Origin of the sequence: Pseudoalteromonas luteoviolacea, from assembly GCF_001750165.1 — a bacterium.
In the GTDB taxonomy this organism is placed as follows: domain Bacteria; phylum Pseudomonadota; class Gammaproteobacteria; order Enterobacterales; family Alteromonadaceae; genus Pseudoalteromonas; species Pseudoalteromonas luteoviolacea_G.
Map to the genome: position 1 here is coordinate 292,741 of NZ_CP015412.1, position 20,206 is coordinate 312,946.

A 20,206-nucleotide genomic window follows, 5' to 3' on the forward strand; every position below is an offset into this window, starting at 1 on the left:
TTAAAAAGTTTTATTGCTTGGTTGGAGCATTGATTTGATGTCTTTGGCTTTAAGCTAGGTGCACCAATTGCTGTTGCAGGAAGGTTTGTGTATCACAGGTTGCGTCAGGGCAGTCAGGTAAATTATAAAAACTCTCCCACTAAGCGGTTCAGCCTGCGACTCTACTACTTTCCAGCGTGTAAAATTAAGTACTCAGTAACTTAATTAGTAGTCGATAAAATGGGGGTATAAAAAGTACGTTAACGATATAAATTTTTCAGTTGCTTAGGGGGTAAGTGGATAGAACATAAATAAAGTATCGAATACGGTTTAAAAGTTATGGACTAGGTAAGGGCCATGACTGCATTTCTACCAGGCGACTCTTGGTACGCTCAAATTCAAAAGCCAGTAATTCCCCAGTATAGAGATTTTGTAGGCCATACGTTGAAGAAATGACTATGAGCTTTTTACGGTCATAAAATTCATCTATGAGTGCAATAAATCGTCTTGCTTCATCATCAAAGTGCCTTACTTCAAATGCTTGTTTCTCTCTTATGTAGCCATCTTCAGTGCCTTGAGCAACTAAGCTATTCGTAGCTGAACATCCCATTGCAGGTATATTTTTGATGAAAATTATCTCATAGTCATTTGCAAGTTGAATGTAGTCTGGGGTTGATCGTGGTTCAGAGCACAAGGCCATAAAATCAACTAATAAGCCGTTTTGACATTCACCTAAGATTTCCACTGGTCGCTTTTGGATACTGATATGGGTAAGTCCCAGAGAGCCACCAAGTGATGAAAATAAAGATGAAAAACCCAATTCATTACTTTCAAAATAAAAGTTTGCTGAAAAACCGTTTGCAAATCTGTGGTCATGCTCTCCGCAAATATTGATCAGGTTGCAATTGGCCATGAGTAAGTCAATGGTTGGTTCAAAACGGTTTCTTTGCAGTCCATTTTTGTAAAGTTCACTAGGGTGCGAATTCGAGGTCGCGACAAATACAACCCCAGCTTTGAAGAACGCGTCTAATAGGCCTGCTAGAATCATAGCATCACCGATGTCTTTCACAAAGAACTCGTCGAAGCAGAGTACTTTTGTATGTTTTGCCCAGTCAATAGCAATCAACTTCAGTGGATCTTTTTTCCCTTGGAACTTTTTGAGTTGCATATGGATTATTTGCATAAAATGATGAAAGTGCAGTCTTTGCTTGTTTTTTATGGTCAATGATTCAAAAAACATATCCATAAGCATGGATTTACCTCGTCCAACAGGTCCGAATAGGTAAATTCCTTTTGAAGGGGCCGCTGTTGTAATTTGATTGCAAAGCTTATCAAGTTCATCAATAGCTGATATTTGTGCTGGGTCAAAAGTTAAAGTACTACTTTTTATAAGCTGATTATATTTATCTAAAAGACGATGCATAAGTAATGGGGTAGGGAATTTGAGTAATATAATACTTTGAGTTATGTGTGAGATAAAGCTAAGTATTCGATTAAAGTTATGCTTAAGTAAGCCTGACTCCAAAAATGAAGTAAATTAAAAGCCAACTACATTTGAAAGGACATTATGTAAAATTGGCTTTTGTTTTATATACTCAACTCTATGTTACAGGTTTTATTTGTATGGACTTAAATCAGTTTGTTCAGTTTCGCAAACTTTTTTGATGACAGGGTGCTTTGCCATTTCACGAAGGTATTTTGCTAAATGTTCAAATTGAAGTGGAGGAGTATTTAGCTCATCTGCCCAAATACATAACATAAATAAATAGCAGTCGCATATAGTGAATTGTTCATTCACTACATAGCTTTTACCAGCCAAATGTCTATTCACAATAGTGAACATGTCAGTGAGCCGTGTTTGCTGGGTTTTAATGATATCGTCATACATTAAAGCACTTTGTGTATGGCGTTCAGGGTAAAAATAAATCATTAATTCAGCTTGTATTGTCGTTGTAAAGTACATTAACCATTGATAAAAAACACCTTTTTGTACAGGGTCAGTGGGTATCAACTGGCTCTCAGGGTGTTTTTCTGCAAGATATAAGCATATCGCGCCGCTTTCAAATAGCACAAACTCATCATCTACAAGTGTGGGGATCCTACCTGTAGGGTTGAGCCTCAAATATTGCGCAGATTTTTGAGCGTGTTTCTTACGGTCAACAAGTTCTAGTTGGTACGGCACTTTGAGTGCTTCTAATACAAAATGTGGAGCAAGACTGGCATTACGAGGGTAATAAAACAAAGTGTACATAACTGGCCTTATCATCAAGTTTTTATTGGTGAGAAAGCTCCTTTTACGGTTATTCCTTTAGCACTTTAGGACAGCATTTGAATAATAACAAATGCTTTGACGTATTTTTATTTAAAAATTTAAATCAACCAAAGTAAGTTAACAAGATTAACCTGGAATTTCTCTGCCGTTAATGATTTTACCTTAAATAGGAAAGTTATCTACGCATTTAATTACATGTAACAAAAATAATGAAAAAAGTAATTAGTGGCGATTTTAAGAGAAGCTAAGAAAAGGAAAGAGCATTTTTGCAGTTGCAAAAATGCTCATATTATTAATTAAGGTGTGTAGTATATTGGTGAGTTTGGACCGACAGGTAGGCCAAACCCAAATACCCAAATATAGAATAATGCGACCCAACCAACAAAGAAGAACATACTGTAAGGCAACATTGTGGCTACCAAAGTACCTATTCCCATGTCTTTTTTGTATTTTGTCGCTACAGCTAAAATAAGTCCAAAGTAACTCATCATAGGCGTAATTAAGTTAGTCACAGAGTCGCCGATACGGTATGCAGCTTGGATAGTTTCCGGCGCATAACCAACCAACATTAACATTGGTACGAAAATAGGGGCAGTTACGGCCCACTGTGCAGAAGAGGAGCCTAAACATAGGTTAACCATTGCGCACATCATGATGAACAATATGAAAACTTCTGGACCCGTAAGGTTTAGCGCTTGCAACAATGCCGCACCGTTAATCGCTAAAATAGTTCCTAAATTAGTCCATTTGAAGAATGCGACAAACTGAGCTGCGAAGAACACAAGTACAATATACATACCCATTGAGCTCATGCTCTTACTCATTGCATCAATGACATCGCGGTCTGTTTTCATAGTGCCTACAACACGACCATATACATAGCCTGGAATTGCAAACGTTACAAAAATTAGTACAACTATACCTTTAAGGAATGGAGAGCCTGCTACAGCACCGGTTTCAGGATGACGAAGGATACCATCCTCAGGTACGATAGTTAGCGCTAGAATACTACATACAATCAGTAGAGAAACACCAGCCCACTTCAAGCCGATTTTCTCTTTATCGGTCAAATGCTCAATGTTATTTTCTGATAAGTCAACGCTTGCATCGTCTGGGTTGTATTTACCAAGGCGTGGCTCAACAATTTTTTCAGTAACTAAAGTACCAACAATGGCGATTAAGAATACTGAAATCATCATGAAGTACCAATTTGCCTCTGGTCCAACATGATAAGTTGGGTCAATCATTTGCGCAGCGGGTGTTGTAATACCTGCAAGCAATGGGTCGATTGTGCCAAGAAGTAGATTTGCGCTGTAGCCGCCGGATACACCTGCAAAAGCAGCGGCTAGGCCGGCTAATGGATGTCTGCCCAGACTGTGGAAAATCATGGCAGCTAGCGGAATAAGGACTACATAACCGAGTTCAGATGCGGTATTTGATAAAATTGCCGCGAAGACAACCATGAAGGTTACAAGGCGTTTAGACGCACCCATAACCATGCCTCGCATAGCAGCTGAAAGCATGCCTGAGTGCTCAGCAACACTGACACCAAGTAATGCAACAAGCACAGTCCCAAGTGGTGCAAATCCAGTAAAGTTTGTGACAAGGCCTGTCATTATTTTTTGTAGGCCTTCAGCGCTCATCAGGCTAACTACTTCAATGACACCGTCAGCATCACGTCCTTTGGCTCCCTCTGGGCGAGGGTCAATTGCACTCAAGCCCATCCAGTCGGCAATGCCACTGAAGACCACGATTGCAACACACAGCATTGCAAATAGGGTGATTGGGTGTGGGAGCATGTTCCCTAAAAACTCCACCGTTGCCAAGAAGCGATTAAATAAGCCGCTTTGTTGTTCTGGCGCTGGAGAGTTTTTATTCGCTTTAGTCTCTACTGCATTCGACATAGCAAGTTTTCTCGGTTCCAAAAAATGCGACATACCATATCACTTTTTCATTCAGCGGTCATTTATAAAAGTTAACTCAAGGTGAAAATGAGATAAAATTACAACTATCTATGATGAAGAGCATACAAGATTCATGATGTAAGTAAGTACTTTGTTTTGGTTGCATAAATATTGCTCTATTCTTTTTGTTTGGTTGAGTTTTTAATTTTTTATTCTATTTTTTTTGGGGGGAGTGACACCTTTAAAAAGTAACGGGTATTGACGACACTTATTACCAATGTGGTCATCAGCCATAATTTGTTGGCAAATACGCTCAATATTATCATCCGCAGCAAGCACCCACTCTAAGTGTTCAATGGTACGTTTGAGCCCTTTTTTTAAATAGGCTTGCTCCTGATAGTACTGACAATTAGCTTTAATCACGTTAATTGCGTTTGGGTTTTGTTTTAAGGCGCTGACGACCTGCTCCATGTAGGTCTGTGATGACTGTGCACTTGCTCTGTTTCTATTTCTAGCCATCTAACATGCTCGCAATGTAATTAATCTTTTTCATGAAATCATTTTTTTGAGACTCTTTGTCATAATTGAATTGATATGTGTTGTGAAAGCCAAATCGTAAAAAAACGCCACTGCCTTTTAGATAAATTGTATAACCGTCAGGATCTGAGAAGGCAGTGATCCCTTCAAACTGCTTACCTTGCTCATAATCTTGCCCTTGCTGTCTGATATGCTCATACACTTTTAAGATGAGGTTGCTATTGAGTTCATTCTTCATAACACACCAATGCTTTGATATTCATTTTTATTATTACTATCAAAGCGTATTAACGGATCAGTTTTGATATGGCTTTGAAATGAGGGTGTTTTGCATCTTTAAGTATGTCGAATAACACAGCTTCTAAACTCATAATTATCGCGCCATCATTGCGTAGCTGATCAATTGCCCATGCCTTATGCTGGATATTTCGAGATGCTATCGCATCAGCAACGACGATAACCGGTTGTTTTAATCTCAACAAATCTTGAACGGTCTGATAGACACATACATGCGCTTCAAGGCCAACAACCACTTTGATTGTTGTCGGATTTAGACTGATGGCCGCTTTTGACAAAGGGTCGTTAAGCGCACTAAATGATGTTTTCTCAAAACGACGTATGTGAAAGCCTATGAGTCGCTCATCTGTACGTCCCAATCCTTGAGGGTACTGCTCAAACAGTAATATCTCGAGTGATAATAATTCAGCAGCAGTTAGTAGCTTTTCAGTGTTGTTCACAACTTCTGAATATTGCGTTATGTGTGGCAGAAAACGCTCTTGTATATCGACAGCAAGAATTTGATGAGTGGCAGTATGGTCCATGGATTAACCCTTTAGCTATTGTTTAACATCACTTAAACTGTTTACTGTAGTATCATCATTATGGATTTAAGTTAGTTATGCAATTGGAGTTTTTGGGGACTTCATCTGGGAGCCCGTCCACTTTTCGAAATGTTTCAGCAACAGCGGTTAAATTTGAAAAGTCAAAAGAGTGGGTTTTAGTTGATTGTGGTGAGGGGACGCAGCATCAAATACTAAAATCCAAATTATCCCTGTATCAACTCAGCTTGATCTGCATTAGCCATGTCCATGGCGATCACTGTTATGGGCTACCAGGTTTATTGGCATCTATGGCAATGTCGGGAAGAAAGGAAGCCGTCTATCTATTAGCGCCCAAAAAAGTCATTGAGTTTTTACATGCCACATTTTCACTCACTGATTTAGCCTTGCCTTTTGATCTTAAAACTAACGCGATTGAAGAGCTGGATGAAGTGTGTCTGCATTTTGATTTCTGTAAATTGGAAGTTATTACGCTTAAGCATCGTGTTCCGAGTTTTGGCTTTAAGGTAAGTGAAACTCTAATACCGAATAAGTTAAATATTGGCTTGTTGAAGCAGCATGATATTGCGACAGGACCTCACTTTAATCAATTACAAAAAGGCATTGATGCAGAGTATCAGGGAAGAATGCTCGAATCTAAAAAATATGCTTTTCCCAGTTGGCAACCTCGCACCGTCATTGTGTGTGGCGATAATGAGAAGCCGAGTTTATTAAAAGAGTACGTGGATGGTGCAGACGCATTAGTCCATGAAGCGACTTTTACTCATAAAGATCTCAAAAAAGTTGGCCATCATACAGGGCATAGTGATGCAAAGCGGATAGCTGAATTTGCTCAGCAGGCCAAAGTTCCATTATTAGTCTTAACCCACTTTAGCGTTCGTTATCATGGACCTGGATTGCTGGATAATTTGGAAGACGAAGCCCACACATATTATCAAGGAGAGCTTGTCCTTGCGAGTGATGGGCTAACGTTGGATATTCCAAAGGTACTACTTTCTGAGTGCCTTGAATAGTTCCCAGTCTTCATTCACTTGCTTTGCATATTGGTTTGCTTTGCTTACAAGTGCAGTGAAGAGTGGAGGTAGAGTGGTTATACAGTGTTCTTGATAGGTCATTGAGCGTCTGTCGCCTCGCATATGTGCGTAAGCTAAAACTTGCGCACAGCTTTTGGCATATTGCTCAAAGCCATTTTTTTCAGCAGCACGTTTTCCTAGGGTAATATGTTCAGGATCAATACCGACTCGGGCATGATGACGAGAACGTACCAGCCAATGAACACCTTGCCAAAGCGCATCATCAATAATTAAATCAGGTCTACGCTGCATTTGACGTTGGCAGTTCACGGTTAAATGAGCATGGTTAAGGCGATTAATTGGACTTAAATCTTTAAAGTAGTGCAAAGGTGCTGCCAAGGTTTGTTGCTTGACTTCGATAATATGATAAAGCTCTGGTGTATTTAGATCTTTGGGGCCCACTAGCAGATAAAAGCGCTTTAAATGATTGCTACCTGTTCCTGCATCTAACCGCTCAACACAGTCGATAATATCATCGTCGACATAAGGCCTAAATTGTTCTAGCAGATTAGCTTTAATATCATTATGAATGGGTTCAAACTTTAATGGATCAGCTTTAAACCGCAATGGCACTGAAGTGAGTTCAACATCTTTCGCTAGGGTACTTTTGACGTTAAATGCTGAGCCACCAACCAAACGTTGCAAGCCCTTTTGCCACCGCTTATGCAATATATGATCTTTGTCGAAATCGGTAAGCGCGCTTTGGCTATTATTCTCCCCGCGTAAAGACGCTTCGCAAGTCGCAACGTAATGCGCCAAAAACTCACTTTGGGCGTGTGGTATGCGCTCTGCTAATACCGCAGGTTTTTGTTTTATGTTCATCGAGTCCGTCGATTCTTTTACATCAAGCCCAGCTTGCTGTGCTAAGTTCAAGCTGACTAAGAACCGGAATATATCCCAAATAGCATGACCGACGCAGGCATCATCGAAGTCATTAGGTGTGAATACTAGAGTTTCACCGTGAGAGCCTTCTTCACTTAAAAACCCAAAGTTACTGGTATGGCAGTCTCCCATTATCATAGTCACTGGAATATCGTACACTGAGGCTGGTAGGTCAATTACCCCATCGAAAATGTCACTGTACATCAGTGGTGCTGTGCCGCGGAAAAAATGAAATGCACTTGCTGCCATTTTTTCATGCTTATTTAACCTTGTAGATGGTGTTGTTCCATCATGGCGCTCAAAATACTGAATAAGTAATTTGTTACGATTCATTTTTACGTCCCCTTGTGCGTGATTCCGAGTTGTTGCTCTGCAAGTTCCACTATTTTGGGATCTATCGGTGGTGGTTCGATATTTACATTTTCGCTGAGTGCGAGGGTAATTTTTTTCAGTACCTCAACACGTGCAAACCATTTATGGTCGCCTTGTATTATTGACCAAGGTGCATAACGCGTATGCGTCTTTGAAAACATATCCTCGATTGCAGTTTCGTATTCATGTCGTTTGTTTCTATTCCGGATATCTTCCTCGGTTAACTTCCAGCGTTTATATGGGTTGTTCAACCGTTCAGAAAATCTCTTAAGTTGCTCGCAGCTACTTATATGTAAAAACAGTTTTATGACTTTAATGTGATCGTCGAGTAAAAGTTGTTCAAATTCGTTGATTTCACGATATGCTCGTCGCCACTGAGGCTCTGTTGCAAACTTTTCAACCCGTTCAACTAATACTCTGCCGTAATACGATCGATCGAATATGGTTAAAGACCCAGGTTTGGGAAGCTTATTAAAAAATCGATATAAATAGTGTCGGCCCTGCTCCTCCTTGCTAGGTGCGGCGATGGGGTATACTTGATAGCCTCGAGGATCGAGTTTTTCAGTAACACGTCTAATTGCACCACCTTTGCCAGCTGCATCCCAGCCTTCTAGTACGATGACAGCTCTCTGTCCTTGGTGGTGGTAGGCTTGCTGAACATGCAGCAACTCATTTTGCCAATATTTTAGGGCTTGCTTATAAGCTTTTTTATTCTCAAGTGCGGGGAACTCATTTACGTTTTTTAAAGAGGGTGTTTGGCTTGATGGTCCACTAGGCATATTGTTACTATTCAAGTTGCTATCCTCTGCCGGTATTGCTTCGGTGTTATTCCCATTACTTTTTTAAACTGTCGATTAAAATGGGATTGATCAGTGTATTCAAGCTGGTGTGCAATATCGGTTAAAGAACACTTTGGGCTTTGTTTGAGTATGCTTCTGGCTTTGGCTATTTCCATGAGCGTAGCATACTCTTTTGCTGTCATGCCTAAGGCTTGGTCAAAAGCCCGCTCTGCACGTCGACTGTTTATATGTAGCGTGTCATAAATAGTTGCAAGTTTTATTGATCTGGGTGATAACTCTATCTCTTTTGTGATGGTTTCTAGTAAGTTTGATATTGGCTGGTTTAGCTGTTTGAATCGCTGTTCTAGCCAATAAGAGAGAAAAGATATTTTATCTTTTATGGAGATATCTTTCTGGTTTATTTTTGCGATTAAACTATGGCAATTTGATACCACATCTACAAGTTCAACGCATCGATTTTTAACCTCTTTTAATGGCAGAGTGGTAAAGTTTTTGGCACCAAGAGGTGTAAGTCTAACGCCTACTAGGTTTTGCACTTCATGTTGAAAATACCACATAGTGGTCTTGGTTTGTGGGCCGATAAAGTAAGCTCTATTCGACAGATTAACCTCATCCATCTTAGATTTACCTGAGACAACAAATAAAATCGATATGCATCCGTCACTATGTAAGGCTTGGGGTAATAAACAATGCGTATTTGCATACCAAAAGTTGATTACAAAGGGAGAGAGCTCTGGCGGTGGGGTTAAAATAGTGTACATGGTGCCCTCATCCTTGTAGGTTACTCTAAAACACATGATTATTATCTTATTCGTTGTTTTAAATTTATCTCTTAAACTTATTCGACGCAATAAAAAAGCAGCCATTGGCTGCTTTGGGTGTTTAAGTTAGTTTACTTCAATTCATATCAAAACAAGGTGTTTATCTTGCGTTGGTACTTTCGAAGATTTTATCTGCAGAAGCAGCTACGAAGCCCGTGTACAATTCACCGTCAGGTTTGTTGTAACGAAGGGCAAATTCGTAGAAGCAACTTGGGATTTCGAACTCGCCGTCAGAGAACTCAACAGGGTGGTGATCAGCAAGTGTAGAAGATTGCTCAAGTAGTACCTCAGGTGAACCTTTGATTTCACCACCTGATGTATTTAGAGGGAAACCCGCATCTTTAAGTGCTTGGTTTACTGCTTCTATGGTCTCAAAGTTAGCTAGGTAATTGATGTTTACCGTGAAGTGATTTGCACGGTAACCCCAAGCTGACATCCAAGCCGCATATTCGCTTTCTGCAAGTAGCTTTTTATAGGTTTCATGGCTCACTTGCCAATGTGTACCAGAGTACAAAAAGTTTTCTGCAGTGATGGCACTTTCATCGATGCTATCAATCATTTGGCCAACGATTTCTTGAAGATCTTCTGAGCACTTTTCTAAAAGTAATTCAGAGATGAATATTTTTGGTTTGCTTGGATCGCTATGCTCATAGTGTTTAGCGTACAACTTCTTAGCTTCAAAGTGATACTCACCACACTCTTTGTAACCAACCGCTTTAAAATGTGCAGCCAGCTTTTCTAAACCAATTTTTTCATGGTTGAAAGTACGTAGTGCGATATGGTCGTTGATCACATCATCTTTTTGAGTTGAACCTAATAGCTCGTGTACTTTAACAGCTGAAGGAGTGACTTCTAAATAGTTGCTCCACAGATTCTCAAATAAGCTATCTACATTGTTGTGCATAATGACAATTCCTTAATATAACGGCTTGGCCGCGTTGTAAATGTTACGACAAAGCACGACGTATTTAGTTTTTATAAAACAAACCCACTGATTTTATCACCTTGCTTTAACTGCAATGCTTCTGCCGTTTTTGAGGTGATTGTGAATGTTTGTGTATGTTCATTCCATACTACTGCAGTAGTAAATGTGGCTCTAAAGCCCGCTAGTTGTCCATTGGATAGTGCCCAGGTTGTTTCACTGTGTGGCAGCTCTTCGACGATATCTAATGTACCGTTTTGAGTTTCACGAACCGTTCTGATATTTTCTAATCTTGCTTCGACTGTTGGGCCTGCATCAAATAAGTCGACATACCCTCTATGCTCAAAACCTTCTTTTTGTAGTAGACGAAGTGCAGGCTTTGTTTTTTCATGTACATGGCCTATGACTGCTTGGGCCTCTGGGCTGAGTAAATTAGCGTAAATAGGATACTTCGGCATTAATTCAGAGATAAATACTTTATCACCTAAACCGACTAGGTGGTCTGCCTTTGGGAACTCAATGCTGAAAAAGTGTTCTTGTAGCCACTGCCAAAAAGGGCTGTGTCCATGTTCATCGCTAACACCACGCATTTCAGCAATGACTCTATCGCTGAAGCGCTCAGCATGTTCAGCCATAAATAAGAAGCGAATACGCGACAAGAATCGACCTGCTAATCCACGTCTAAATTGCTCTCGTAAGAACAATGTGCAGATTTCCGAACTACCAGTGTAATCATTACATATTGATAGAATATCAACGGTGTTGTACACATTTAAGGTGCTGGAGTGATGGACTGTTTTACCCTGATGGTAATGGTACAGTGGCACCTGCATGCCCACAGCTGCTTCAATGGCTGTCGTGCCACTAATTTCGCCTGTTTCTAAATCTTCTAGGACAAATAAATACCCCTCATCGATTGGCGCATTTAATGATTTACTGAAGCTTTCTTGAGAGCGTTGTATCTTACTCGCTAATAGCTCGTCGTCGACAGGTAAAGATGTGAAACCATGGCCTGACTCTACTGCGATGTTTTTTAAAGCAGCAAAGTCTTTGCTGCTAATTGGTCTAAGTACTTGCATAAAAATATCATTTAGGGCGACGAGTCGCCCGTAAAAGTTAAGCGTTTACTACATCAGCCACAGCCAGCTCGAAGCGTGCTAAACCAGCTTTGATTTCTTCTTCTGTAATCACAAGAGAAGGCGTAAAACGAACTACGTTAGTGCCAGCGACCAACGTCATTAAGCCATGCTGTGCACTTGCGACTAGGAAATCTCTCGCTTTACCTTCATAATCGCCTTTTAGTACACAACCTAACAATAGGCCTTTACCACGTACTTCGCTAAATACATTGTACTTTTCGTTAATTGCATTTAGGCCATTACGGAACAGTTGCTCGCGTTCTTTCACGCCATTTAATACTTCAGGGGTATTAACCGTGTCAAAAGCAGCTTCAGCAACGGCGCAGGCAAGTGGGTTACCACCGTAAGTTGAACCGTGCGTGCCGATTTTTAAATGCTTTGCAATGTCAGTGGTTGTGATCATCGCACCAATTGGGAAGCCACCACCTAATGCTTTAGCCGTTGTTAAAATATCAGGAGTAACATTCAAGCCTTGGTATGCGTACAAGTCACCTGTACGGCCAACACCTGTTTGCACTTCATCAAAAATAAGCAGGGCATTGTGCTTATCACATAACTCCCTTACACCTTGCACAAACTCAATATCTGGAGAGATGATACCGCCTTCACCTTGCAGAGGCTCCATCATAACTGCACACGTTTTGTCAGAGATTACTTTTGCGAATGTTTCTAAGTCATTGTAGTCAATGTGAGTGATATCTTGTGGTTTAGGGCCAAAACCATCAGAGTAGGCAGCTTGGCCACCGACGGTTACTGTGAAGAAAGTACGGCCGTGGAAACCTTTATTGAATGCAATGATCTGTGTTTTTTCTTCGTTATATTTATCAAGTGCAAATCGACGTGCCAGTTTTAAAGCTGCTTCGTTCGCTTCCGCGCCTGAGTTTGCAAAATAGACTTTGTCTGCAAATGTCGCATCCGTCAGCTTTTTAGCTAGACGAAGTGCAGGTTCATTAGTCATGACGTTAGATAAATGCCAAATCTTTTCGCCTTGCTCTTTCAGTGCATTTACCAAAGCTGGATGGCTGTGGCCTAGGCAGTTTACTGCGATACCGCCAGCAAAGTCGATGTACTCATCACCGTTTTGGTCCCAAACTCGTGCACCTTTACCTTTAACTGGTATCACAGCAGATGGGTTGTAGTTAGGTACCATTACTTCATCGAATAATTCGCGATTCACTTGCATGACGTCGTCCTCAATTTACTTCAACTTCAAGGGCACATATATTTGTGCCTATTCTTATTCGGACATTATTGCGTGATACGATGAAAATTTGCAGTGTAATTTTGTATAAAATGAGTAGAATGTTCGTCAAAATGACATTGGTATTATGCAAAATGATTAGCAAACAAGATGAGAGACTGATTTCTGTACTACGCAGCAACGCAAGGGCGAGTATTTCTGAACTAGCAAGGTTGTTGGACATGTCTCGAACAACAGTGCAATCGCGATTGCAAAAGTTAGAGCAAAGTGGTGTTATTCAAGGTTATAAGATTGATTTTGGGCAAGATTATTTAGGTAATCTTGTGTCTGCGCATGTGTCAATCAAGGTCAAGCAAAAGTTAACGGCAAAAACCAATATTGCGCTTAAACAGCTCTCACATATTTCTGCTTTGTATGCGATCAGCGGTGAATATGACATGATAGCAATAGTAGAAGCGCAAAGTTTAGAGCAATTAAGTCAGCTGTTGGATGAAATTGGTAATCTAGATGGGGTGGAAAGAACCAATTCAGCTGTTATTTTAGAAACGAAGTTTCAACGTTAATTTGCTTTGGGTAACCACACACTTGTGCCAGTAGTGGCGATGTGATTCACATTGCCTTTGAGTACTTTATCTCCCACATTTCGTGAGGTCTCAGGGCGGCTTACTAGGTAGCCTTGCACACAGCAAATACCCATATCTTTGACTAATTCGAACTGATCAAGTTGCTCTACACCCTCTGCAACGATTTTAAGGCCAAGCTGCGCGCCAAGCTCGCTGATAGAGTTTAAAATCTTAAAGTATTTAGGGTTGTCTTTCGCCTGTGAAATAAACAGTTTATCAATTTTAATCACATCGATAGGTAAATCGGCCAGCGTACTTAACGAGCTAAAGCCCGTGCCAAAATCATCAATCGCAATCGTTACACCCGCACTGCGGCAACGTTCAAGCTGAGCAATAATTTCATCACTCGCGGTAATTAACGTCGACTCTGTGATTTCTATCATTAATGAGGTTGCAGGAAGTCCTGACTTATCTAGTGCCTCTAAAACCCAATCATACACCGGCCTATGTTTAAGCTGAATACCAGAGACATTTACAGAGATTTTTACTTTTTTCATACCTGCATTGTGCCAAGCAGACATCTGCCGACATGATTCAAGTAAGATCCAATCACCTAATTCCAAAATTAAATTTGATTCTTCGGCTATTGGAATAAATTCAGAAGGTGGTATTAATCCTTCGATAGGGTGGTGCCAACGAGTCAGTGCTTCGAAATAATCTATTGAACAATCTTCAACATGCACAATGGGCTGGAAGGAGAGTTGAAAATTCTGAGAGGCAATCGCCAGTCTTAACTCTTCAAGCAGATAATGATAGCGTCTAATCTTGTTTCCCATCTCCGGAGAATATACTCTAAATATACCGCGGCCATCTGTTTTTGCACGGTACATTGCGACGTCTGACATTTGCAAAAGGGCATTCGGAGTAGAAGCACTATCTGGGAATACTGCAATACCAATACTGGCACTTATTTTTACTAATTTGTTTCCGAGCACAAAATCACGCTCGATTTCGCTAAGAATAGTTTGTGCTATCTCGGTGCAAAAGCTGGTGTCATTTAAGTTGGGAACAAATATTGAAAATTCATCTCCACCTAATCGAGATAAGTTTTGGTCTAAGCCATGTACAGGGTGGGCATCATTGAGCTTAAATTGTCTGACTACTTGTTCTAGTCTTCCTGAAACTTGTATTAATATTTCATCACCGAAGCTATGACCGAAAGAGTCATTGACTTGTTTAAATCCATCTAAATCAATAAACAGTAATCCGCATTTTGACTTGCTTTGATCTGCAGCTGTGAGTTGCTCGCTGATATGTTCAATATACGCATGTCTGTCGATGAGCTTGGTAAGTTTATCTTGATAAACGTGGCTATCTGATTGGATTTTAATACGCTGTAAATTGTCGCTTAACGATTGCACTGCGTAACAGATTTGCGTAACTGGCCCACCTGAGTGTAGCTCCTTGTGCTTGATATCAAGGCCATTGAGTAATGTATTGAGATCATTATTGATTGCATTGAGTGCATCTAATTGTGTTTGTTCACGCTTATTTCGTTTGTGCTGTGCAATAAAAAACAGCACGGCCAATATGCATAGCATGAGCAATGTCGGAGAGGACCACACTAGTTTAAAAATGCTTGAGGTTGGCGCAACCGTATATTGTGTGGGTTGTTTATTGATTACTACAAATGTGGTGTTATTGTCCTTGACGAATGTTTGGTCATAATAAATAAATTGATACCAAGGAGAAGTTTCCTCCACATGGTCAATATTTGAAGTTTGGGTGTGCAAAGAGAGCAACCCGGATTGCGCATTCAGGACGTGTTTAGCGAATGTTAGATTTGCAGCAATACCAATTACTACAACACTAACAACAGCATAAGCTAAATTTTTAAAAACATTCTGCATGACTTAAACAATCCAAAATTAACCGAAAAACGGATCCTTCATGTTCCTGTAGTATACATCAATTTGACTTCAGGGATGACAACCTTTTACACGCTTTTATTTTCAAGTGCAATTATCAAAATTATTTCAATTTATTTTAGGGACAATCATTTACACTTTTCTGAGCAAGATCAAATATCAATATAATTCACTTTACACGATAATGATTCTTATCTACTTTTTTATGTCATTGGCCTAATTATTGCTCTCTTTGATATGGGCATTAACAAGAAATGGGCTTACTGTCCAAAAATGTACTTTTCTGGTGCAATTTTTTGCTGTTTTGCACTGTAGTGAGGCGTACAAGTTTATTTTATGTACTAAACTATTCTCACAAAGCGTGTTCGTATAGCGATATATTATACGACATAGTTTTGTGGCAAGGAACACCAACCAAGTTAGGTTTTTGGAGCCAAAAATGTTAACAAAACGTTTTTTTAAAACGAAAAACGAAGCTGAAATCACATTTGAATTTTCTCACCCTGAAGCAAAAAAAGTAGAACTCGTTGCTGAGTTTAATGATTGGCAGCCTCTCAATATGAGATTCAATAAAAAAGAGAAGCGATTTAAGCTCAAGCATAGGCTGCCAACGGACAAAAAATTTCATTTCCGCTATTTGATAAATGGTAACCAATGGGATAACGACAATTGTGCTGATGGCTATGCTGCTAATGGCTTTGGCAGCGAAAACAGTATTGTCGATACACAAAGATTGGCTTAGTGCCAATGGAAGGGTTACAGCAACTTTTTTATCTTCATGGTATTGGGTTTGATTTTGTTAAATATGATGGAGAGCATGTCGTTTTTGACAATTTAACTAGACAAGCTGCACTTGAGTGCTGTGGAGTGAATCCTCATGATCCGCAAGCCATTCAAGATTTAAATTTTGAACTAGATATTGCAACTTGGAAGAGAGTCGTTGACGAAGTTACTTTATGCAGCAGTGAATCTGGCGCATTTGTACTTAAGGTTCATGAATCTTTAAGGCAATCAATGGTCAGTGTTAAAGTTCAGTCAGCCAGCATTGATGCGACGATATCACTTAATACATGTGAAGAAGTGGGGGAGTATATTCATGGAAGCGATCGTTATATAGGATTAGAAATCTGCCTAGGTGAGCTACCCGTTGGCTATTTTGAGCTGGCTCTTGAGGGGGCGTTTGGTGCAATCACATCTGAGTTGTGGTCGGTGCCAAAACATTGCTATAACCCTTATTATTGCGGCAATAAGGAAAAGCCTTTAGGGATATCTTTACAATTATATACGCTCAACAGTGACCGAAATTATGGCATTGGAGATTTTGCTGATTTAAAGCAGCTGATTGATTTATTTGCTTCACAAGGGGGCGACTTTGTTCTCTTAAACCCTCTTCATTTATTGTTTTCAGATAGTCCAGAGGAAGCCAGTCCATATAGTCCTTCTCATCGTTGCCTCATTAACCCTTTGTATATTGCCCTTGATGATCTTCCACAGGTAGTTGGCGATGAGTGTGTGCAGCGATTTATATCGACTACAGACGTAGAATCAGGCAGGGCTGTATCAAGTAAATTTATCGACTACACCAAAACGTCAAATTTGAAATATAAGCTATTTCAACAGCTGTATGAATGCTGGTTGAAAAGCCCAAATAATGAAGATTGTTTCAACCGATTTATTGTTGAAAAACAAGCCACCTTGGAAGGCCTCGAGTTAAGCCGTTTTGAATGGTTTTTACAATGGTTGTGTGCTGAGCAGTTGGCCAGCTGCCAAGCGCTGTGTATAGCTAAAGGGATGGGGATTGGGCTGGTTAATGACTTGGCGGTTGGATGTACTGGTGGAGGGTTAGAGTTTGGCAGTTTTAGGTCCTGCTTTACTGAAAAAGCGAATATTGGTGCGCCACCAGACCCTTGGGCAGAGCAAGGTCAAAATTGGGGAATGCCAGCGTTAAACCCAATAAAAGTTAAACAGCATAAGTTTGCTTATTTTAAGTCGCTTGTCCGTTCTAATTTGAGTCAAGTTGGAGCTTTACGTATAGACCATGTGATGTCATTGAGACGTTTATGGTGGTGCTTTACTCATGAAGGGCGAGAGCTGGGTTGTTATGTTTATTATCCATTTGATTACCTGTTGGCGATACTCAAAATTGAGTCACACTTGCATCGTTCACTTGTTATAGGCGAAGACTTAGGTGTTGTGCCACCTGAAGTAACCAAAGCACTCGACGAGTCTGCTATTTTTGGAAATACACTCTTTTATTTTGAAAAGAATCATGAGGGAGAATTTAAGGCCTGTGCGCAGCTTAGAGAAAAGGCCTTAATTATGGTTGCCAACCACGATGTACCGCCATTTCATGGCTGGTGGACGGGGAAAGACATCGATATAAAGCTTGAGTATGGTCTCATTGATGACTCTCAGTCTGGTGATCAAAAGCATGCTCGTGCGATAGAGAAGCAGCGATTAGTTAAGTGGTTAACTGAGCATGATGGCTCAGAATTCCAGTCAAATTCACTTAGTCAAGATGTATACAGAGCGATCATGCGAATATTGGCAAAAAGCCCGAGCCAGCTGTTAGCGATTCAGTTAGATGATCTGGATTTGCAAGCATTCCCCGTAAATATCCCAGGTACGAATAAGGAATACCCCAACTGGCGTCGTAAATTAAATCATGAACTTGATGAGTTATTCGAATTTAATAAAGATTTTATTCAGCATCTCAGTGCAATCAGGAAGCAGCAATGAATACCGTAAGTAAAAATGTTGAGATTTTAGAAGATTACACAGACCAAGTGAGTGCCTTACAATCCGGCACATTTTCGGATCCATTTAATTTTTTGGGCCCTCACATTGTAAAGGTTGGGTCGAAAGCATATACAGTGTTACGTGTTTTTATTCCAAGCGCCCGCAATGTCTCCGTTGTATTAAACAAAAAAGCGAAGACAATGGTGCGTTATTTAGAAACTGACTTATTCACCCTCGTACTAAATACTGAGCTAGATAGTAGAAATTACCAAATAAAAGTAGAGTTTGAGTCTGGTTCTTTCCTTTTTGATGACGTTTATAGCTTTAGCAGTGCGCTGGATGAAGATGCTATGTATCTATTTAATGAAGGGACATTGGAGCATGGGTACGAACATTTTGGCGCACGGTTTATTGAACATCAGGGCTCACAGGGGGTTCAGTTTAGTGTTTGGGCGCCCAACGCAAAAAGTGTGTCAGTCATTGGGGAGTTTAATTATTGGCAATCTAGCCAACATTTTATGCGTCATCACCCAGCTAGTGGAGTATGGGATTTATTTATTCCCAATTTATCAGAAGACAGTTGCTACAAATTTTCCATCACCACGGTAAGTGGAGAGAAGCTTGAGAAAGCAGACCCTTATGCTAGAAAAATGCAGCAGGCACCAGGAACAGCGAGCGTACTGCAACAAAGTATAAATATACGGAATTTAGACGAAAAAAAATCGCAAGCACGTGCAAAACGTAATCATGTAGAGTCACCAATATCTATATATGAAGTGCACCTAGGTTCTTGGAAGCGCAGGCAGAGCGAGGGAAATCGTTATTTAACTTATCGAGAACTCGCCGATGATCTTATTCCATATGTGAAAAAGCTAGGGTTTTCCCATATCCAGCTTATGCCCATTAGTGAGTTTCCCTTTGACGGTTCATGGGGTTATCAACCAGTAGGTTTATTTGCGCCGTCAAGTCGTTTTGGTTCTGTAGACGACTTTTTGTATTTCAGTAAGGTTTGTAACGAGCAGGAAATAGGCCTTTTGCTAGATTGGGTGCCAGGTCACTTTCCGACAGATCCGCACGGCCTAAACCGCTTTGATGGTACGCACTTGTATGAACATGCTGACAAACGTCAAGGGTTTCATCCTGATTGGAACACCTGTGTTTTTAATTATGATAGGCCAGAAGTAAAAAGCTATTTGCTCTCTAATGCAAATTACTGGGTTTCAGAGTTTCAATTGGATGGGTTGCGAGTCGATGCAGTGGCATCCATGCTGTATTTGGACTACTCCAGAAATGACGGCGAGTGGGTAGCAAACCAATATGGGGGCAGAGAAAACCTCGGGGCAATAGATTGCTTACAAAGAAGCAATGCCGTTTGTTATAAAAACTCACCTCATGCCATGATGGTTGCTGAAGAATCTACCGCCTGGCCAGGTGTAACACAAAGTGTTGACCATGGTGGGCTCGGATTCGGATACAAATGGAATATGGGTTGGATGAATGACAGCCTAGGTTATATGCAGCGAGATCCGATCCATAGAAAATTCCACCACCATGAAATGACGTTCTCAATGGCTTATGCATTTTCAGAAAATTACATTTTGCCATTAAGTCATGATGAGGTTGTACATGGTAAAGGGTCGTTATTGAGCAAAATGCCAGGGGATGATTGGCAGCAATTTGCCAGCCTTCGTGCTTATTATGGCTTTATGTATGCTCACCCGGGTAAAAAATTACTCTTTATGGGGAGTGAGTTGGCTCCAAGAGAAGAATGGGATCACAATCAACAACTCAATTGGTCTTTATTGGAAAGTGATGCTCACAGAGGGATATTTGAATCTGTTAAAGCGCTTAATACTGTTTATCACTCAACACCATCACTATATGAAGTCGATGGTTCGCCCTCTGGGTTTAGATGGATAGATTGCGACAATAGCGAGCAATCCATATTGAGCTTTGTGAGATATGGTAAGAAGCAGTCGGAGTTTATGGTTGTTGTGAGTCATTTTACGCCTCAGGTATTCCATCATTTCCGTTTGGGAGTGCCCAAAAGTGGCGTTTATCAAGTTGTTTTTAACTCGGACGAGCATCGTTTTTATGGTAGTGGCGTTAACGTTGTGGCTCATAAGCAGCAACTTGTTCAAAGTAAAGCGCTCCCTAGTCATGGCTTAGACAATAGTATTGAGATCACGATACCACCTCTCAGTACTGTCTATTTAAAGTATATATCGGCATAAG

The 20,206-nt window shown here is 40.4% G+C and carries 18 protein-coding genes; 5 read left to right on the forward strand and 13 right to left on the reverse strand.

Annotation, left to right across the window (positions count from 1 at the left end):
- Positions 1-316: 316 nt before the first annotated feature.
- The 6 genes from zapE to S4054249_RS22010 form a co-directional block, all read right to left on the reverse strand.
- Positions 317-1,402 carry a cell division protein ZapE gene (gene zapE, locus S4054249_RS21985; protein ID WP_046358078.1) on the reverse strand — a complete coding sequence of 362 codons (1,086 nt, stop codon included), beginning with the start codon at positions 1,400-1,402 and terminating at the stop codon, positions 317-319.
- A 192-nt stretch (positions 1,403-1,594) separates the two neighbouring features.
- On the reverse strand, positions 1,595-2,230 hold the full coding sequence (locus S4054249_RS21990; protein WP_039610979.1) for a glutathione S-transferase family protein: 636 nt from the start codon (positions 2,228-2,230) through the stop codon (positions 1,595-1,597).
- 317 nt (positions 2,231-2,547) lie between these two features.
- The gene (locus tag S4054249_RS21995; RefSeq protein WP_046358114.1) at positions 2,548-4,155 is read right to left on the reverse strand and encodes an AbgT family transporter; all 1,608 of its coding nucleotides are present in this window, start codon (positions 4,153-4,155) and stop codon (positions 2,548-2,550) included.
- Positions 4,156-4,356: 201 nt separating this feature from the next.
- Entirely contained in the window at positions 4,357-4,674 is a 318-nt protein-coding gene (locus S4054249_RS22000) for a hypothetical protein (protein WP_046358079.1), read from the reverse strand.
- Positions 4,667-4,930, reverse strand: a complete 264-nt coding sequence (locus S4054249_RS22005) for a DUF3081 family protein (RefSeq protein WP_046358080.1) — start codon at positions 4,928-4,930, stop codon at positions 4,667-4,669. The genes S4054249_RS22000 and S4054249_RS22005 overlap by 8 nt, the downstream gene beginning before the upstream one ends.
- A 49-nt stretch (positions 4,931-4,979) precedes the next feature.
- Positions 4,980-5,513 carry an isochorismatase family protein gene (locus S4054249_RS22010; protein WP_046358081.1) on the reverse strand — a complete coding sequence of 178 codons (534 nt, stop codon included), beginning with the start codon at positions 5,511-5,513 and terminating at the stop codon, positions 4,980-4,982.
- 77 nt (positions 5,514-5,590) lie between these two features.
- On the opposite strand from S4054249_RS22010, the gene S4054249_RS22015 reads away from it, so the two are divergent.
- Positions 5,591-6,544 carry a ribonuclease Z gene (locus S4054249_RS22015; protein WP_046358082.1) on the forward strand — a complete coding sequence of 318 codons (954 nt, stop codon included), beginning with the start codon at positions 5,591-5,593 and terminating at the stop codon, positions 6,542-6,544.
- On the opposite strand, the gene S4054249_RS22020 is transcribed toward S4054249_RS22015, so the two are convergent.
- From S4054249_RS22020 to S4054249_RS22045, 6 genes are all read right to left on the reverse strand, one after another.
- On the reverse strand, positions 6,521-7,819 hold the full coding sequence (locus S4054249_RS22020) for a DUF2252 family protein (RefSeq protein ID WP_046358083.1): 1,299 nt from the start codon (positions 7,817-7,819) through the stop codon (positions 6,521-6,523). The genes S4054249_RS22015 and S4054249_RS22020 overlap by 24 nt on opposite strands.
- A 2-nt stretch (positions 7,820-7,821) precedes the next feature.
- Complete coding sequence (locus S4054249_RS22025; RefSeq protein WP_046358115.1) at positions 7,822-8,637, reverse strand: polyphosphate kinase 2 family protein; 816 nt, start codon at positions 8,635-8,637, stop codon at positions 7,822-7,824.
- A gap of 11 nt (positions 8,638-8,648) precedes the next feature.
- A complete protein-coding gene (locus S4054249_RS22030; RefSeq protein ID WP_046358084.1) occupies positions 8,649-9,419 on the reverse strand; it encodes a helix-turn-helix domain-containing protein in 771 nt (256 codons plus the stop codon).
- Positions 9,420-9,579: 160 nt separating this feature from the next.
- The gene (locus S4054249_RS22035) at positions 9,580-10,383 is read right to left on the reverse strand and encodes a DUF1338 domain-containing protein (protein ID WP_046358085.1); all 804 of its coding nucleotides are present in this window, start codon (positions 10,381-10,383) and stop codon (positions 9,580-9,582) included.
- A 71-nt stretch (positions 10,384-10,454) separates the two neighbouring features.
- Complete coding sequence (gene astA, locus S4054249_RS22040; protein WP_046358086.1) at positions 10,455-11,480, reverse strand: arginine N-succinyltransferase; 1,026 nt, start codon at positions 11,478-11,480, stop codon at positions 10,455-10,457.
- Positions 11,481-11,517: 37 nt separating this feature from the next.
- The gene (locus S4054249_RS22045; protein WP_046358087.1) at positions 11,518-12,723 is read right to left on the reverse strand and encodes an aspartate aminotransferase family protein; all 1,206 of its coding nucleotides are present in this window, start codon (positions 12,721-12,723) and stop codon (positions 11,518-11,520) included.
- Between the two features lie 152 nt (positions 12,724-12,875).
- Here S4054249_RS22045 and S4054249_RS22050 point away from each other — a divergent pair, with 152 nt between their 5' ends.
- Positions 12,876-13,304, forward strand: coding sequence for an Lrp/AsnC family transcriptional regulator (locus S4054249_RS22050; protein ID WP_046358116.1), 429 nt, complete (start codon positions 12,876-12,878; stop codon positions 13,302-13,304).
- Here S4054249_RS22050 and S4054249_RS22055 read toward each other — a convergent pair.
- On the reverse strand, positions 13,301-15,214 hold the full coding sequence (locus S4054249_RS22055; RefSeq protein ID WP_046358088.1) for a putative bifunctional diguanylate cyclase/phosphodiesterase: 1,914 nt from the start codon (positions 15,212-15,214) through the stop codon (positions 13,301-13,303). The genes S4054249_RS22050 and S4054249_RS22055 overlap by 4 nt on opposite strands.
- Positions 15,215-15,671: 457 nt before the next feature.
- On the opposite strand from S4054249_RS22055, the gene S4054249_RS22060 reads away from it, so the two are divergent.
- Genes S4054249_RS22060 through glgB form a run of 3 tightly spaced genes read left to right on the forward strand, consistent with a single transcriptional unit; the run spans position 15,672 to position 20,205 of the window.
- Positions 15,672-15,974, forward strand: coding sequence for an isoamylase early set domain-containing protein (locus tag S4054249_RS22060; RefSeq protein ID WP_046358089.1), 303 nt, complete (start codon positions 15,672-15,674; stop codon positions 15,972-15,974).
- A gap of 5 nt (positions 15,975-15,979) precedes the next feature.
- Entirely contained in the window at positions 15,980-17,971 is a 1,992-nt protein-coding gene (gene malQ / locus S4054249_RS22065; RefSeq protein WP_046358117.1) for a 4-alpha-glucanotransferase, read from the forward strand.
- Positions 17,968-20,205, forward strand: coding sequence for a 1,4-alpha-glucan branching protein GlgB (gene glgB, locus S4054249_RS22070; protein WP_046358090.1), 2,238 nt, complete (start codon positions 17,968-17,970; stop codon positions 20,203-20,205). The genes malQ and glgB overlap by 4 nt, the downstream gene beginning before the upstream one ends.
- Position 20,206: the final 1 nt, after the last annotated feature.